Raw genomic sequence first — 16,222 nt, 5'->3', positions numbered from 1 at the left:
TGATGAAAAACCTGGCCACCCTGAGCGTACACAGCGGCGAGTTCAACGACCAGCACGGCGCCGTCATGCCCCCGATCTACGCTACTTCGACGTTTGCGCAACCGTCGCCCGGCGAGCATACCGGCTATGAGTATTCCCGCAGCGGCAACCCGACCCGCCACGCGCTGGAAACCGCCATCGCCCAACTGGAGGGCGGCACGCGCGGCTACGCCTTTGCCTCCGGGCTCGCGGCCATCTCAACGGTGCTTGAGCTGCTGGACAAAGACAGCCATATCGTCGCCATTGATGACGTTTACGGCGGGACGTATCGCCTGATTGAAAACGTGCGCAAGCGCAGCGCCGGCCTGCAGGTCAGCTGGGTTAAGCCGGACGATTTAGCGGGGCTTGAGGCCGCCATCCGCCCGGATACCCGTATGGTATGGGTAGAAACGCCAACCAACCCGCTGCTGAAGCTGGCGGACCTGGCGGCCATCGCGGCGATCGCCCGCCGTCATAACGTCATCAGCGTGGCGGATAACACCTTCGCGTCGCCGGCGATCCACCGTCCGCTGGCGTCCGGTTTCGATATCGTGGTGCACTCCGCCACCAAATACCTGAACGGCCACTCTGACGTGGTGGCCGGGCTGGCGATTGTCGGAGATAACCCCGCGCTGGCGGAGAAGCTCGGCTATCTGCAGAACGCGGTGGGCGGCGTTTTGGATCCGTTCAGCAGCTTTCTGACCCTGCGCGGTATTCGCACGCTGGCGTTGCGGGTAGAAAAGCACAGCAGCAACGCGCTGACGATTGCGCAATGGCTGGATCGGCATCCTCTGGTCGAAAAGGTGTTCTATCCCGGCCTGGAATCGCATCCGCAGTATCAGCTTGCCCGCACGCAGATGGCGCTCCCCGGTGGGATGATTTCCGTGGTGGTCAAAGGCGATGCGCAACGCGCCACGGAGGTGATCCGCAGCCTGAAGTTGTTCACCCTCGCGGAAAGCCTGGGCGGCGTGGAAAGTCTGGTGAGCCAGCCCTACAGCATGACGCACGCCTCGATTCCGCTGGAGCAACGGCTGGCAAACGGCATTGTGCCGCAGCTGATCCGTCTTTCAGTGGGGATTGAAGATCCCAAAGACCTGATTGCCGATCTCAGTCAGGCGCTGCAAAAATAAGCAATATGCGGCAGGTCAATCCCCTGCCGCCATAAGTTGTCATCATGGCTTAACGCCTTGATAACAATATTATGTGAAACTGCACAGATTATTTCTGAAACACCGTTTCCATTTTCCTTTTATCTTAAAATCAGCGTATAATGCGCGCCAAATCCCTGGTGAATGGTTTCAGCGCTTGGAATACAAAAAACAACGTACAACTTCTCCTCTCCTTCGTTGGGCTGTCACTCAGGCACACTTTCTTCTGCACGCTCATTTGATGTCTCCTATCCTTAGTGCGTGTCATATACTCTTTTGCAACACAGGTTTGACTCTGCGGCGGTGCGCCCCCGGAGCGAGATTTCCATATCCTTCCCAACTTAAAGACTAAGACTGTCATGAAAAAGACGAAAATTGTTTGTACTATCGGCCCGAAAACCGAATCTGAAGAGATGCTGAGCAAAATGCTGGACGCCGGCATGAACGTGATGCGTCTGAACTTCTCCCATGGCGATTACGCTGAACACGGCCAGCGCATCCAGAACTTGCGCAACGTGATGAGCAAGACCGGTAAAAAAGCCGCCATCCTGCTGGACACCAAAGGTCCTGAAATCCGTACCATCAAGCTGGAAGGCGGCAACGACGTCTCTCTGAAAGCGGGCCAGACGTTCACCTTCACCACGGATAAATCCGTTGTGGGTAACAGCGAAATCGTTGCCGTGACCTACGAAGGCTTCACCAGCGATCTGTCCGTCGGCAACACCGTGCTGGTCGACGATGGTCTGATCGGTATGGAAGTCACCGCTATCGAAGGCAATAAAGTTATCTGTAAAGTGCTGAACAACGGCGACCTGGGCGAAAACAAAGGCGTTAACCTGCCGGGCGTTTCTATCGCGCTGCCAGCACTGGCTGAAAAAGACAAACAGGACCTGATCTTCGGTTGCGAACAGGGCGTTGACTTCGTTGCAGCGTCCTTCATCCGTAAGCGTTCCGACGTGGTTGAGATCCGTGAGCACCTGAAAGCGCACGGCGGCGAGAAGATCCAGATCATCTCCAAAATCGAAAACCAGGAAGGCCTGAACAACTTCGACGAAATCCTCGAAGCGTCTGACGGCATCATGGTAGCCCGTGGCGACCTGGGCGTTGAAATCCCGGTTGAAGAAGTGATCTTCGCGCAGAAGATGATGATCGAGAAATGCGTTCGCGCGCGTAAGGTGGTTATCACCGCCACGCAGATGCTGGACTCAATGATCAAAAACCCACGCCCAACCCGCGCAGAAGCAGGCGACGTGGCTAACGCCATCCTCGACGGTACCGATGCGGTCATGCTGTCCGGCGAATCTGCTAAAGGGAAATATCCACTGGAAGCGGTCGGCATCATGGCGACCATCTGTGAGCGTACCGACCGCGTGATGACCAGCCGTCTGGACTTCAACAACGACAGCCGCAAGCTGCGTATCACCGAAGCCGTCTGCCGCGGTGCGGTAGAAACTGCTGAGAAACTGGAAGCGCCGCTGATTGTGGTTGCGACTCAGGGCGGTAAATCTGCGCGCGCCGTGCGTAAATACTTCCCGGATGCCACTATCCTGGCCCTGACCACCAACGAAACCACCGCGCGTCAGCTGGTGCTGAGCAAAGGCGTCGTTGCCCACCTGGTCGAAGAGATCGCTTCTACTGACGATTTCTACATTCAGGGTAAAGAGCTGGCGCTGGAAAGCGGCCTGGCGCAGAAAGGCGACGTTGTCGTTATGGTTTCTGGTGCGCTGGTACCAAGCGGAACGACCAATACTGCATCCGTTCACGTGCTGTAATAATTCACGAACGAATTAATTTTGATAAAAAGCGCCCAATGGGCGCTTTTTTTATTCCCGGCATTAGCCAAAGTCATTCAAATTGCAAATCGGGTTTTTCTATTTAATTGCGAATTATCTAAGACGAATCCGATGATAAATACCTTTTTTTACTTATATTTTTGCTCCAAAAGGGTCGATTCGATGCTTCTTTGAGCGAACGATCAAAAATAGGTGAATTCCCATCAAAAAAATATTCTCAACCCAAAAAACTTTGTGTAATACTTGTAACGCTACATGGAGATTAACTCAATCTAGAGGGTATTAATAATGAATCGTACTAAACTGGTACTGGGCGCGGTAATCCTGGGTTCTACTCTGCTGGCTGGTTGCTCCAGCAACGCTAAAATCGATCAGCTGTCTTCTGACGTTCAGACTCTGAACGCTAAAGTTGACCAGCTGAGCAACGACGTGAACGCAATGCGTTCCGACGTTCAGGCTGCTAAAGACGACGCAGCTCGCGCTAACCAGCGTCTGGACAACCAGGCTACTAAATACCGTAAGTAATAGTACCTGTTAATAAAATGGCGCACATTGTGCGCCATTTTTTTTGCCCGCGTCAAACCACTACTGCGTCACCTTCTCCCCTTCCTCTTCCGCGACCGCTGCGGATACCCGGCTGTTCTGCACCGACAACACGCTATTGCTGGCCGACGGACCGCTGCCCGACGACACCAATACCGGGATCCCGGCACGACGTGACAGGGCTTTATCAATCAGCGCCCTATCGCTCCCGGACTGAGAAACAAAGGTCGCGAAGTCTGCGGAATGGGTAATGGGCGAAACCTGCGGATTTTCACCTTCAACCTGCGCCAGCGGGCGGTGAACCTCTATATAGCGTTTACCATCCGGCTCCACGGAAAACTTCACGGGTTCATTGATAATCTGTACCCGCGTGCCCACCCGCACCTGTTCGAACAGGGCCTTAATGTCCGGGGCATTCATCCGCATACAGCCGGAGCTGACGCGCAGGCCGACGCTGTCCGGCGCGCTGGTGCCGTGAATGAGATATTCCCCATTTCCCACGCCTAAACGCAGGGCGAAGCGTCCCAGAGGGTTATTTGGCCCGGCAGGAACCACCGGGGGCAGTTTAATGCCCTGCTCGAGAGAGCGTGCTCTGATGCCCGGCGTGGGCGTCCAGGTAGGGTTAGGGATTTTCTGACTCACGCGCGTGGTCGTCACCGGCGTTTCCAGCCCCAGCTGTCCGATGCCGAGCGGAAAGACCTGAACGATGTTTTCACCCGGCGGGAAGTAGTAAAGCCGAAGCTCTGCGAGATTAACGACAATGCCCTCGCGCGGCGTGTCCGGCAGCAGCATCTGCGACGGGATGGTAATCACGGTACCCGGCGCGGGGTTGACCGGCGCTATCGTATTGTTCGTTTCCAGAATCACCTGCGCCGCCGTATTAAACCGGCGGGCGATGGTCTGCAGCTTATTATCCCCTTCCTGTATCGTGTAGGTTTGATTTTGCCCAATCAGGCGACTGCCTGCGGGCGGCAAGGGATAGTCCATCGCGCAGGCCGAATTAACGGCACCGAGCGAACTGAGGAGTAATAGCGTTATAACAGACGCGCGCTTCATGCTGAGATTCCTTATTCACTGACAGAACGCCAGAAAGCTGAAAAACCAGCGAGGCGGGAACCACCTCGCGAAACAGAATGAATGCTGTTCTGTAAGTCTAGCTAAGGATTGCCGCTTTGGCGCGAATGGCGCGAATCATCGCTTCCAGCCCCTGAGAACGGGACGGCGTGAGGTGCTGGGTCAGGGCCATTTTTTCAAACCACGGCCGAACATCAAACGCGACGATATCCTGCGCCGACATCTGCTGGTAAAGGCTGAAGACGACCGCAATAAGCCCTTTAACAATGGCCGCATCGCTGTCGCCGCGTAATTCGATAGTGCCGTCATCCGACTGCGCCATCACAATCCACACCTGGCTCTGACAGCCCTGAATGCTGTTCGCCGGGCTATGCGCCTCTTCGCCGAGCGGCGGCAGGCGCTGCCCCAGCTCAATGATATAGAGATACTTCTCTTCCCAGTTTGCGCAACGCGAAAAGTTACGCAGCAATTTATCTTTATCCGGCAGTTCCGCCATCGTATGCCTCTCCGTTAGCCCAGCAGCTGGTGGATGCGCTTAAGCCCCGCCACCAGCCTGTCGACCTCTTCCGTTGTGTTGTACATCACCAGCGACGCGCGGCACATGGCCGGTACCTGGTAAAACGCCATCAGCGGCATAGCGCAGTGGTGACCGGTGCGCACGGCCACGCCGTAATTATCGAGGAAACTGCCCACGTCATAGGCGTGATGCTTCCCGAGATTGAACGCAATCACCCCCTGACGATCGGCAGGCCCATAAAGGGTCAAATCCGGCACGCTGGCAAGCTCCGCCAGCGCATAGTGCATCAGCAGCTGTTCGTACTCCTGGATGGCGTCAAGGCCAATTGCAGAGACGTAAGAGACCGCCGCGCCCAGGCCGATAATCCCGCCGGTGTTGGGCGTCCCCGCCTCAAAACGCCACGGTGCGCGGGCATAGGTCGTGCCTTCCGTCAGGCTGACGGTGGCGATCATCGACCCGCCACCTTCCCACGGCGGCATCGCCTGCAGGATATCTTCTTTCACGTACAGCACGCCAATCCCGGTCGGCCCGTAAAGCTTATGGCCTGAGAACACGTAGAAATCGCAGTCCAGCGCCTGGACGTCAACGGCGTGGTGCATCACCGCCTGGGCGCCGTCAATCAGCACCTTCGCGCCAGCCTGATGGGCTTTCTCAACAATCTCTGCCACCGGGTTTTCCGTTCCCAGCACGTTGGACACCTGGGTAACCGCCACCAGCCGCGTGCGGTCATCCAGCAGCGCGTCAAGCTGCTCGAGCTGCAGCGTCCCGTCGACATTCATCGGGATCACACGAAGCTGCGCCCCCACGCGCTCGCAGAGCATCTGCCACGGCACGATGTTGGCGTGGTGCTCCATCTGGGTGATGATGATGTTATCCCCCGCGTGGACCTGCGCGTTGCCCCAGCTGTTGGCAACCAGGTTGATCCCTTCGGTGGTTCCGCGCACGAAGACCAGCTCTTCAGGCGAACGGGCATTGAGGAAAGCGGCCAGCTGCGTGCGCACGTTTTCCATCCGCTGGGTCGCCTCGGCGCTCAGGGTATGGATACCGCGGTGCACGGCGGCGTAGCCGTGGCGATAAAATTCGGCCTCCGCATCCACCACCTGATTCGGCTTCTGGGCGCTGGCCGCGCTGTCCAGATAGGCCAGCGGCAGACCGTTAACTTCACGGGTCAGAACCGGAAAATCTGCCCGTACTTTCTCGACGGGAAAACTCATGCTTCGCCTCCAGGCAGACGCCGACCGATTCGCGCCAGCACCTGCTGTTTTAAGTCACCATCGTGCAGCGCTTCCGTCAGTTCGGCGGCAAACGCATAAATAATCATCTTCTGCGCCGCCTGCTGGTCGATACCGCGGGAACGCAGGTAGAACATCTGCTCGTCGTCGATGCGCCCCACCGTCGCGCCGTGGCTGCACTTCACGTCGTCGGCGTAGATCTCCAGCTGCGGCTTAGTGTCCACTTCCGCCAGGCGCCCCAGCAGCAGATTGTTGTTGGTCATCTGCCCGTCGGTTTTAATGGCGTGCTGCGCCACGTTGATCAGGCCGTTAAACACCGCGCGGCCTCTGTCGCTGACGATGGTTTTATGCAGCTGGCGGCTGTTGCAGTAGCCCTTGTTGTGCTCCAGCCAGGTGCGCGTGTCGCAGACTTCTGACTTGACCGGCATCGCAAGGCTATTAATGCGCAGCGTGGTGTTTTCACCGTTAAGCTGCGTGCTGGTATTGTGGCGCAGCACCGCTCCGCCGAGCAGGAAGCTATGGCTGTACGCGGCGGCATCCTGACCCAGGACAATGTCGTTATGGGCAAAGTGGTGGCTCTGGGCATTCTCAAACGCCAGTTTGACGTGGTGAAGTTGGGCATTAGCGGCAACGTTCATCGTCAGACGCGACCCGGTAAAGTGCCGCGTCTCGTTGAGGCTAACGTAATGTTCGATAACCGTGGCCTCTGCCCCCTCCGCCAGCTCAAGATGGTGGCGATAGTGCGCGGTGTTAATTTCGTCGCCGTCCAGACCCTGGGTGACGTGCATCAGCAGCAGCGGCTTTGCCGGACGCTGGTTTCGCTTCACGCGGATGTGCGTCACCCCGCGGGCCAGGCTCTCGGTCAGGTGCAGGAACACTTCGGGCTGAACCGGGGCGCTCAGGGGCTGGCGATCGTCGTTGACCTCAACCTCAAATCCGCTCGCCTCGGGAGCGTCGCTCAGATCCGGGCGGTACTCGCCGTCGACAAACACCAGGCGCACCGCATCCACGCGCAGAGCAAGCGCGTCGCGCTGCGCAGGCGCAAGCTCCGCCAGACGGGTCACGAATTCGGCGTTGAGCAGGCCATCAAGCGGTGTGTATTTCCAGTTCTCGTGCTTGCGCGTCGGCAGGCCGAGACGCAGCATCTGCTGCAGATGCTGCTGCGCCTGCTCAGAGCGCGTACCGCCCTGGGCTTCAAACAGCCTGTGCCACTGCTGGAGCGCATTACTGCTGTTCGGTAAGCCAGCCATAGCCCTGCTCCTCCAGTTGTTTAACCAGCGTGAAATCACCGGATTTCACAATACGCCCCTGGTAAAGCACGTGGACGTAATCCGGCTTGATGTAGTCCAGAATGCGCTGGTAGTGGGTGACGATAATGAACGAACGCCTGCCGTCGCGCAGGGCGTTTACCCCGTCAGCGACAATCTTCAGGGCATCGATATCCAGACCGGAGTCGGTCTCATCCAGAATGCACAGCTCGGGCTCCAGAACCGCCATCTGCAGGATGTCGTTACGCTTCTTCTCGCCGCCGGAAAAACCGACGTTCACCGAGCGGGTGAGCAAATCTTCCGGCATTTTCAGCAGCTTGATTTTCTCTTCCATTAAATCCTGGAAGTCGAAGCGGTCCAGCGCCTCCAGCCCGCGATATTTTCGCACCGCGTTCAGCGCCGTCTGCAGGAAGAACTGGTTGCTGACGCCCGGAATTTCAACCGGGTACTGGAAGGCCATAAAGATGCCCTCGCCCGCGCGGTCTTCCGGCGACATCTCCAGCAGATCTTTGCCGTTAAACTCCACCGAGCCGTGGGTCACCTCGTAATCTTCGCGGCCCGCCAGCGTCGCAGAAAGCGTGCTTTTCCCGGAACCGTTCGGCCCCATGATGGCGTGAACTTCGCCCGGCTTGACGTCAAAATTGAGGCCACGCAGGATGGCTTTATCTTCTACGCTGACCTGTAAATCTTTAATGCTTAACATGTGCTTTCCTTAACCGACGCTGTGTTCAAGACTAATGGCGAGGAGTTTCTGGGCTTCAACGGCAAATTCCAGCGGCAGTTCAGAGAACACGTCCTTACAGAAGCCGTTTACAATCATCGAGATGGCGTCTTCTTCGCCGATCCCGCGCTGCAGGCAGTAGAAGAGCTGATCTTCCCCAATCCGCGACGTGGTCGCCTCGTGCTCAAGCTGGGCCGTGTTGTTACGGCACTCAACGTACGGGAAGGTATGCGCCCCGCAGTCTGCCCCAATCAGCATCGAGTCACACTGGGTAAAGTTTCGCGCATTGGTCGCCGTGGGCATGATTTTCACCAGCCCGCGATAGCTGTTCTGGCTGTGGCCGGCGGAGATCCCTTTCGAGATGATGGTGGATTTGGTGTTTTTACCGATGTGGATCATCTTGGTGCCGGTATCGGCCTGCTGATGGCCGCTGGTGAGCGCCACCGAGTAGAACTCGCCGATGGAGTTATCCCCGCGCAGGATACAGCTCGGGTATTTCCAGGTAATGGCAGAGCCGGTTTCCGACTGGGTCCACGACATCTTGCTGTTTTCGCCTTCGCACAGCGCGCGCTTGGTGACGAAGTTCAGGATACCGCCGGTATTGCCGTCCCCCGGGAACCAGTTTTGCACCGTGGAGTATTTCACCTCGGCGTCTTTGTGGATGATGACCTCTACCACCGCAGCGTGCAGCTGGTAGCTATCACGGACCGGGGCGGAGCACCCTTCGATGTAGCTGACGTAGCTGCCTTCATCCGCCACCAGAATCGTCCGTTCGAACTGGCCGGTTTTTTCGGCGTTAATGCGGAAATAGGTGGAAAGCTCCATCGGGCAGCGCACGCCCTTCGGCACGTAGATAAAGGTGCCGTCAGAGGCCACCGCCGCGTTGAGCGCCGCAAAGAAGTTGTCGTTAGAGGGCACCACGGTCCCGATGTACTTTCTCACCAGTTCAGGATGATCGTGGATCGCTTCGCCGAAGGAGCAGAAGATGATCCCCTGCTCTGCCAGCTTCTCGCGGTAGGTAGTTGCCACAGAGACAGAGTCGAAAATAGCGTCAACCGCCACCTCTTTCCCTTCGCGCACCGGCACGCCCAGCTGGTTAAAGGCCTCTTCCACCTCTTTGCTGAGGAAACCGTTGTCCGCGCCGGTTTGCTGCACCGCGCCGGGCTGCGAGGCGCAGGCGTCATCGCAGCTGCCGCAGGACGGCGCAGAGTAGTAGCTGTAGTCCTGATAGTTCAGCTTGTCATAATGCGCTTTCAGCCAGTGCGGCTCTTCCATCTCCAGCCAGGCGCGGAAGGCGCTCAGGCGAAACTCAAGCATCCACTCGGGCTCGTTACGTTTCGCCGAGATCGCCCGCACGACGTCTTCATTGATGCCTTTTGCCAGCTCATCGGTCTGCAGCTGGGTGAAGAACCCCTCTTTGTAGTTGAGGTGCCCACCGCTCCAGGTATTTACTTCACTCGTTGCTTCAGTATTCCGAGACATAGTTCCGCCTATACCCCAAAGCTTTCGCCGCAGCCGCATTCGTTCTGGGCTTTCGGGTTATGAAATTTAAACAGCTGGTTTAAGCCTTCGCGGACGTAGTCCACTTCGGTGCCATCTATGAACGGCATGGCCTGCAGCGCGACGTACAGCTTCGCGCCGTCGGTCTCGAACACGAGGTCATCTTTTTCGGGTTCGGTGACGGTATCGAGCACGTAGCCGAAACCTGCGCAGCCGGTCTGTTTGACGCCCAAACGCACGCCGAGGATCTCCGGCTTTTTCGCCACCAGCTCGTGAATATGTGCCGCCGCCGCTGGCGTGAGCGTTAAACCGCGCCAGGCAAAATCGGCAGGATTAAAGGTTTCTGAATGCAGTTCCATAGGTCCACCTCATCTGATAAGCCATCAGGGCATAACGCCATGTTAGTGATAACGATTATCACTTCAACCCCCTGTCAGCAGGGGCATTCGGTTAAACCGCCCTTTTTGACTACTTTTATTAAGCATAGACCCTGTGGCAGGATGCAGGCAGGATGGATTTAATTGTTCAATGCATTGATTAATAATGCATTTTGTTATGGGGTTTGAGGCGAAGAGAAGAAAAGTAAAATATGCATCGGAAATGCCTATTTTTGAGATAGCCTCTACTCAGAAAAGAACAAAAACAAAAAAAGGCCCTCAAGGCCTCTTAAACTTAGTGATGAAAGGTGACAGCAAATCCCTGCTCACGCCAGTGATCGAGCTGTTCCTGCTGCCGAGGCGTGGGGGATTTCCCCGTCCAGACAAAGATTTTTTGGCCCGGGAACAGTTCAGGACGCGGCGAATCAATGGGTTCTGCCAGAACGTCAATGTGCCAGCCTTTCTGCGATAAGCGCGCGGCTTCCAGCCACAGGTGGGTGCGATCGTCGCACTCCCAGCCAATCAGGAGAGCGTCTTTACCGGCTTTTTTTCGGGACTCCGCCAGGATGGAGATCGCGAATTCAATCAATACGCCGTCGAGCAGGCTCGCCATATGGCGAACGGTATTTTGATCCTGGTTCATCCGCTGACGGACGGGTGAGATGATATTGTCAATCAGCGCATCCGTCGCGTGATCGCGGCGGAACTCGGCTATTTTGGCGCGCAGCTTTGCCGGGCTGGCGTAACGTAGAACGGTCATCATCTCTTCCTGGAAAGAGGCCCAGTTGCCCTGCGTCAACACTTCCTTATTTTCCAGCAAGGCTTTCACTTTGCCGACCGAAACGCCGCTTTTCATCAGGCGTTTGATCTCTTCAATACGCAGGATATCTTCATCGTCAAACTGACGATGACCCCCTTCGCTGCGCTGCGGCTTCAACAATCCATAACGGCGCTGCCAGGCACGCAGCGTAACGGGGTTGATACCGCATCGTTCGGCCACTTCGCCGATAATGTAATAGGCCATTAACTCCCTCACGCTCAGAACTTCCATACCTAACTACACCAACCTTATCAGATTGTACATACCATTTGTATAACTAAGACCGCATTTTGCTCAGGTGAACGGACCGCTTGCCCCCTCACCTGTTAGTACATTGTTGTATAAAATTTGCCATTCGTACAGCTAACTCTACCTGGCAGTGTATAGCTTTATCAAAATTCGAACTTTTTCTCAGGCCACGCAATCGCCGGAATGCCGCCGTGCCGGGGGCTGGCAAAAAGATGTCCCTGGAATTGGGAAATTCCCGCAGATTCCAGCCACATCCACTCTTCCGCCTTCTCTACGCCCACCGCGCAGAACTGAATTTCCAGCGAGGAACAGCATTTGATGATCGACTGAATAATGGCCTGTCGGGGGCCGCTTTTATGCACGTTTGCCACCAGATCGCGATTAATCTTAATTCTGTCCGGCTGGAACTGGGCCAGCAGCTGGAGTCCCGCAAAACCGGCGCCAAAGTGATCGATCGTCACGCTGATGCCCGCGCTTTTAAGCTGCCTGACCGAATCGGTGAATTCGTCAAAACGGGAAATGGCTTCGCTTTCGGTAAACTCCACCACAATTTGCTCGGGTACAAATCCGTTTGCTTCAATCGCGGTGAGCAGAAAATCCACGGCGTTGGGGATGTTAACCAGCGTCATGGGCAGCAGGTTCAGGGATAGCGTCTGGTTCTGCAGCCCCAGCGCGCTGGCCATGGCGAGCGCCACCTGTTTGCTTTGTAAATCCGAGGCATAGACGTCGGGGCGATGCGCGAAATAGGCTCCCGGCGAGTCGCCGTCAGGCGTGCGGATAAGCGCCTCCCAGGAGACGACCTGCTGCATAAACGGGTCAACTATCGGCTGGAATGCAAAGCTGCAGTCTGCCCCCTTCGCGACCACCTCCGGCTGCGCGGATAAGGCCGTCTCTTCGGGAACGAAATCCCATGAATCCGCCGGCGGCAGCTCAAAGTAGTTGGCTTTTTCCGTGGCCTCGACAAAGGTGCGGAAAAACTGCAGAGGGCGATCGTTATACGTCAGCTGGTAGCGCGTCGTGCCTTTGTCCAGCACCTGCTGCAGTACCTCATCCCTGTCGAAGTTGCGCAAATCAAAAAGCTCCATACCCACGTTGCCAAAGCGTCGGACAGGCCCGTGATCGCGCATCAGCTCTACCACGTTATGGTGGCGCGGGTCGTTGCAAATCTGATCATAAATGGCAGACACGTGTTCCACTGGCCCTTCAAGCAATTGAAAAAAATGTGTGCCGTTAAACAGCAGGATCCCCGTGACATTGGATTGCCGATTTTTACTATTTGCAGCAGCGACCATTGATTCCAGCGCTTTCACCGGAACGTCCTCGCAGATATGACTGCGGTAAATGATGGTAGTGAGCATGCTTTTCCTGGGGTTAGGGTTTTGACCACCAAAAAGGTGGGTAAGAATCATTTATAGCACATTAATTGGCTGACAAATAATTTACATCTCAATCGTTTACGGCAGTTACTGATACTTTTTTCTGCGGTGTACAACTTATCAGCGGCCAGCCTTTTTGTACAATATATTTTGTAACGTTACCGCTTCATGACAAGCTTTTAATGTAATGAATAATAAGGACTTTATAAAAAATATCATAAAAATATTAAAAATCTGTACATTTTCTATGTACAGATTTAGAAATTATGTATACCTTAATTGTAACGTTAGTGATTACAAAATTTTACAGGAGCGAAACATGCAGCAGAAAGGTTACGTCTCAGATTCCGCAGCAGCTATCGCACAGTACTTCGAGAAGGCCACGCTTCCTACCCAACAGGAGACGCTGGGCCAGGTTGTTGTCGAAATTCTCAGCGACGGGCGAAACCTTAATCGCAAATCGCTCTGTACCAAACTGCTGAGCCGCCTCGAAAAGGCCGATGGGCCGGAAGAGGAAGCGCATTACCACATGCTACTTGGTCTGCTCTTCGAACGGTAAGGTTATGAATAGCAGTGACGCAGACCGACTGATCGACCAGCTTATCGGCGAGGCCGTTCTTTCACTCCTGAAAGAGCGGGGGCCAGTGACAACCGAAGGATTGCTGCAGCGTCTGCGGGTAATGAAAGAACATGAAAAGGATCCCCAGCGGCGGGAGACACTTGCGGTGGTGATTGCCGAAATCGGCTCAAACAGCATCGCTTTTACACGTCGCAGAACCGCGCAAGGACGAACGAAAAGAGAGGGACCTCTCAACGATAACAGAGACAATGTAGTGCCGTTATTTGGAAGTGGAAAACCGTCCGACCCCAAAAAAATACATTGACTGCAATTTAACAGCTACGGTGAGAACAAATGAGACAAAATATTCAGCTTCAACCCGAATACCATTCTGCTTTTCTGGACAGTGCCCTGTCGGAGTATTTCCGTCACGCAGGCGATCGTTTTGCTGAAGAGTCCGCTGTTTTTTCTACTGCAGTACGCTGTGTCCTGGCCTCAGAAGGTCATCTGTCCAACAAAGCGATCATCCTCTGGCTGATCCAGACGCTTGAAGCCACCCACGACGTGGTACAGGCGGATGTAATTCGTAAAACGCTGGAAATCGTGGTGGGTTACACGATGGACGATCTGTAAGCTCATTCTCTCCACCTTCCCCTCACGTGTCATCGTCAAAACTGACGATCCGTCTGACGATGACACGCGCCCTTCTCCACAACGCCCTGTAAAACAAGCAAAATCAAGCTGGCACGGTTCCTGCTTACCTCCGCTTACGGGACTGGAATTTTCAGTCAACTTTGCTTCATTTCTTAACAGGTCTGTTATTGATGAAAAAGATCGCCAGCGTCTGCCCATACTGTGGTGCAGGCTGTAAATTAAACCTTGTCGTTGAAAATAACCGTATCATCCGAGCCGAAGCCGCAGAGGGCGTCACAAATCAGGGCACCCTCTGTCTGAAAGGATTTTACGGCTGGGACTTCCTTAACGATACCCGTCTGCTCACCCCACGCCTGACCCAGCCGATGCTCCGCTACCGCAAAGGCGAGGCATTTACCCCCGTTACCTGGGAAGAGGCTATCCGCTACACCGCCCACAGGCTCGGCAGCATTAAAGCGCAGCACGGGCCGCGGTCGATCATGACCACCGGTTCCTCCCGTGGAACCGGCAATGAAACAAACTATGTGATGCAAAAATTTGCCCGCGCGGTGCTGAACACCAACAACGTGGACTGCTGCGCGCGCGTCTGCCATGGCCCTTCCGTGGCCGGTTTACAGGAAACGCTCGGCAACGGCGCGATGAGCAACTCAATCAACGATATTGAACACTCCAAATGCCTGCTGGTGTTCGGCTATAACTGCGCGGATTCCCACCCTATCGTTGCCCGCCGGGTGCTGAAAGCGCGTGAAAACGGCGCAAAAATTATCGTCTGCGATCCGCGACGCATTGAAACGGCGCGTATCGCCGACCAGCATCTGCAGCTGAAAAACGGCAGCAACATGGCGCTGGTTAACGCCTTTGGCTACGTGCTGCTGGAAGAAGAACTGTACGACAAGGACTACGTGGCGCGCTTTACGGAAGGGCTGGAGGCCTACCGACAAACGGTAAAAGACTATGCGCCGGAGAAGGTCGAACATCTGACCGGCATTCCCGCCCGCGACGTTCGCCAGGCGATGCGCACCTTCGCGGCGGCCCCTTCTGCGACCGTGATGTGGGGAATGGGCGTGACCCAGTTTGGTCAGGCTGTGGACGTGGTTAAAGGGCTTTCCAGCCTGGCGCTGCTGACCGGCAACCTCGGCCGCCCTGCCGTCGGCGTCGGACCGGTGCGCGGCCAAAACAACGTCCAGGGCGCCTGCGATATGGGCGTGCTGCCGAACATGTTTCCCGGCTATCAGGCGGTGACCGATCCGGCGGTCAGGCAGAAGTTCGCCGACGCGTGGGGAATCGACGTCAATAAAATGGACGATCGGGTCGGGACGCGCATCACCGAAGTGCCGCACCTGGCGCTGGAAGGCAAGATCAGGGCCTATTACATCATGGGGGAAGATCCGCTTCAGACCGAAGCCGATCTAGGCCTGGTGCGCAGCGGCTTTGAGGCGCTCGATTTCGTCGTGGTGCAGGACATCTTTATGACCAAAACGGCAGAAGTGGCGGACGTTCTGCTCCCGGCCACCTCCTGGGGTGAACACGGCGGCGTCTTTACCTGCGCCGACCGGGGATTCCAGCGTTTTGGCCAGGCCATTGAAGCCAGCGGCAACGTCAAGCGCGACTGGGACATCATTAGCCTGCTCGCCACCGAGATGGGCTATCCGATGCACTACGAGGATAACCAGCAGATCTGGGATGAGATGCGCGAGCTGTGCCCGCTCTTCTACGGCGTGACGTATGAAAAAATGGGCGAGATGGGCCACGTGCAGTGGCCGTGCCCGACGCTGGATCATCCCGGCACGCCATACCTGTACAAAGGCAATCAGTTCGACACGCCAACCGGTAAAGGGCAACTCTTCGCCGCCCCGTGGCGCGCCCCGGCGGAAAACCCGGATGCGGATTTCCCGCTGGTGCTCTGTACGGTACGTGAAGTGGGGCACTACTCCTGCCGCTCAATGACCGGTAACTGCGCCGCGCTGCAGAGCCTGGCCGACGAGCCGGGGCGAGTGCAAATGCATCCTGCCGACGCGGAAAAATTGGGCATCAGGGAGGGGCAACTGGTCTGGGTGCGTTCGCGTCGCGGCAAGGTGATTACCCGCGCCAGCATTAGCGAGCGCATCAACGCCGGGGCCGTCTATATGACCTACCAGTGGTGGATTGGCGCCTGCAACGAGCTGACTCAGGATAATCTCGATCCCATCTCCAAAACGCCGGAAACGAAGTATTGCGCGGTTCGGCTGGAGGCGATAGAGGACCAGCGCTGGGCGGAGGATTTTGCCGCATCCTCTTATCAGACGATGAAAACGCGGTTGATTAATGCTGTGAATGTCTAAGGACAATGCCGGGCGGCGGTGTCGCCTGTCCGGCACTGACGATAGCTTCGCG

Annotated in this window: 17 protein-coding genes; 8 read left to right on the top strand and 9 right to left on the bottom strand. The window is 56.1% G+C overall.

Features of this window, described 5'->3' with window-relative positions:
• Positions 1 to 2 precede the first annotated feature (2 nt).
• The 4 genes from FY206_RS10820 to lpp all read left to right on the top strand — a co-directional run bounded on the left by FY206_RS10820 (position 3) and on the right by lpp (position 3,484).
• On the top strand, positions 3 to 1,148 hold the full coding sequence (locus FY206_RS10820; RefSeq protein ID WP_032639946.1) for a trans-sulfuration enzyme family protein: 1,146 nt from the start codon (positions 3 to 5) through the stop codon (positions 1,146 to 1,148).
• A 73-nt stretch (positions 1,149 to 1,221) separates the two neighbouring features.
• Positions 1,222 to 1,518, top strand: coding sequence for a protein YnhH (ynhH, locus tag FY206_RS25810; protein ID WP_420909240.1), 297 nt, complete (start codon positions 1,222 to 1,224; stop codon positions 1,516 to 1,518).
• A 7-nt stretch (positions 1,519 to 1,525) separates the two neighbouring features.
• Positions 1,526 to 2,938, top strand: coding sequence for a pyruvate kinase PykF (gene pykF, locus FY206_RS10815; RefSeq protein WP_032639944.1), 1,413 nt, complete (start codon positions 1,526 to 1,528; stop codon positions 2,936 to 2,938).
• Positions 2,939 to 3,247: 309 nt separating this feature from the next.
• The gene (lpp, locus tag FY206_RS10810; protein ID WP_001082307.1) at positions 3,248 to 3,484 is read left to right on the top strand and encodes a murein lipoprotein Lpp; all 237 of its coding nucleotides are present in this window, start codon (positions 3,248 to 3,250) and stop codon (positions 3,482 to 3,484) included.
• A 60-nt stretch (positions 3,485 to 3,544) separates the two neighbouring features.
• Here lpp and ldtE read toward each other — a convergent pair whose 3' ends face one another.
• From ldtE to FY206_RS10765, 9 genes are all read right to left on the bottom strand, one after another.
• Positions 3,545 to 4,558 carry a L,D-transpeptidase LdtE gene (gene ldtE / locus FY206_RS10805; RefSeq protein ID WP_032639941.1) on the bottom strand — a complete coding sequence of 338 codons (1,014 nt, stop codon included), beginning with the start codon at positions 4,556 to 4,558 and terminating at the stop codon, positions 3,545 to 3,547.
• Positions 4,559 to 4,655: 97 nt separating this feature from the next.
• Positions 4,656 to 5,072, bottom strand: coding sequence for a cysteine desulfuration protein SufE (gene sufE / locus FY206_RS10800; protein WP_032639939.1), 417 nt, complete (start codon positions 5,070 to 5,072; stop codon positions 4,656 to 4,658).
• A gap of 14 nt (positions 5,073 to 5,086) precedes the next feature.
• Positions 5,087 to 6,307, bottom strand: a complete 1,221-nt coding sequence (sufS, locus tag FY206_RS10795; protein WP_032639937.1) for a cysteine desulfurase SufS — start codon at positions 6,305 to 6,307, stop codon at positions 5,087 to 5,089.
• Positions 6,304 to 7,575 carry a Fe-S cluster assembly protein SufD gene (gene sufD, locus FY206_RS10790; protein ID WP_032639935.1) on the bottom strand — a complete coding sequence of 424 codons (1,272 nt, stop codon included), beginning with the start codon at positions 7,573 to 7,575 and terminating at the stop codon, positions 6,304 to 6,306. The genes sufS and sufD overlap by 4 nt, the downstream gene beginning before the upstream one ends.
• Positions 7,550 to 8,296: a Fe-S cluster assembly ATPase SufC gene (gene sufC, locus FY206_RS10785; RefSeq protein ID WP_032639933.1), complete on the bottom strand. Its 747-nt coding sequence runs from the start codon at positions 8,294 to 8,296 to the stop codon at positions 7,550 to 7,552. Before sufC ends, sufD begins: the two co-directional genes overlap by 26 nt.
• Positions 8,297 to 8,305: 9 nt before the next feature.
• Complete coding sequence (sufB, locus tag FY206_RS10780; protein ID WP_032639931.1) at positions 8,306 to 9,796, bottom strand: Fe-S cluster assembly protein SufB; 1,491 nt, start codon at positions 9,794 to 9,796, stop codon at positions 8,306 to 8,308.
• Between the two features lie 8 nt (positions 9,797 to 9,804).
• On the bottom strand, positions 9,805 to 10,173 hold the full coding sequence (gene sufA, locus FY206_RS10775) for a Fe-S cluster assembly scaffold SufA (protein WP_008500631.1): 369 nt from the start codon (positions 10,171 to 10,173) through the stop codon (positions 9,805 to 9,807).
• A 313-nt stretch (positions 10,174 to 10,486) separates the two neighbouring features.
• Positions 10,487 to 11,215, bottom strand: a complete 729-nt coding sequence (locus FY206_RS10770; RefSeq protein WP_077064090.1) for a MerR family transcriptional regulator — start codon at positions 11,213 to 11,215, stop codon at positions 10,487 to 10,489.
• 188 nt (positions 11,216 to 11,403) lie between these two features.
• Positions 11,404 to 12,618: a diguanylate phosphodiesterase gene (locus FY206_RS10765; RefSeq protein ID WP_032639925.1), complete on the bottom strand. Its 1,215-nt coding sequence runs from the start codon at positions 12,616 to 12,618 to the stop codon at positions 11,404 to 11,406.
• Positions 12,619 to 12,955: 337 nt separating this feature from the next.
• Here FY206_RS10765 and ycgZ point away from each other — a divergent pair, with 337 nt between their 5' ends.
• The 4 genes from ycgZ to fdhF all read left to right on the top strand — a co-directional run bounded on the left by ycgZ (position 12,956) and on the right by fdhF (position 16,170).
• Entirely contained in the window at positions 12,956 to 13,195 is a 240-nt protein-coding gene (gene ycgZ, locus FY206_RS10760) for a regulatory protein YcgZ (protein WP_032639923.1), read from the top strand.
• A 4-nt stretch (positions 13,196 to 13,199) separates the two neighbouring features.
• Positions 13,200 to 13,520 (top strand): hypothetical protein, encoded by a 321-nt coding sequence (locus FY206_RS10755; RefSeq protein ID WP_032639921.1) that lies wholly within the window; start codon positions 13,200 to 13,202, stop codon positions 13,518 to 13,520.
• A 29-nt stretch (positions 13,521 to 13,549) separates the two neighbouring features.
• The gene (locus tag FY206_RS10750) at positions 13,550 to 13,828 is read left to right on the top strand and encodes a biofilm/acid-resistance regulator YmgB/AriR (RefSeq protein WP_023311323.1); all 279 of its coding nucleotides are present in this window, start codon (positions 13,550 to 13,552) and stop codon (positions 13,826 to 13,828) included.
• A 191-nt stretch (positions 13,829 to 14,019) separates the two neighbouring features.
• On the top strand, positions 14,020 to 16,170 hold the full coding sequence (gene fdhF / locus FY206_RS10745) for a formate dehydrogenase subunit alpha (RefSeq protein WP_032639919.1): 2,151 nt from the start codon (positions 14,020 to 14,022) through the stop codon (positions 16,168 to 16,170).
• Positions 16,171 to 16,222 lie beyond the last annotated feature (52 nt).

The sequence above is a fragment of the Enterobacter chengduensis genome (genome assembly GCF_001984825.2).
Lineage (GTDB): Bacteria > Pseudomonadota > Gammaproteobacteria > Enterobacterales > Enterobacteriaceae > Enterobacter > Enterobacter chengduensis.
This window is presented reverse-complemented; position numbering and strand designations above follow the sequence as displayed.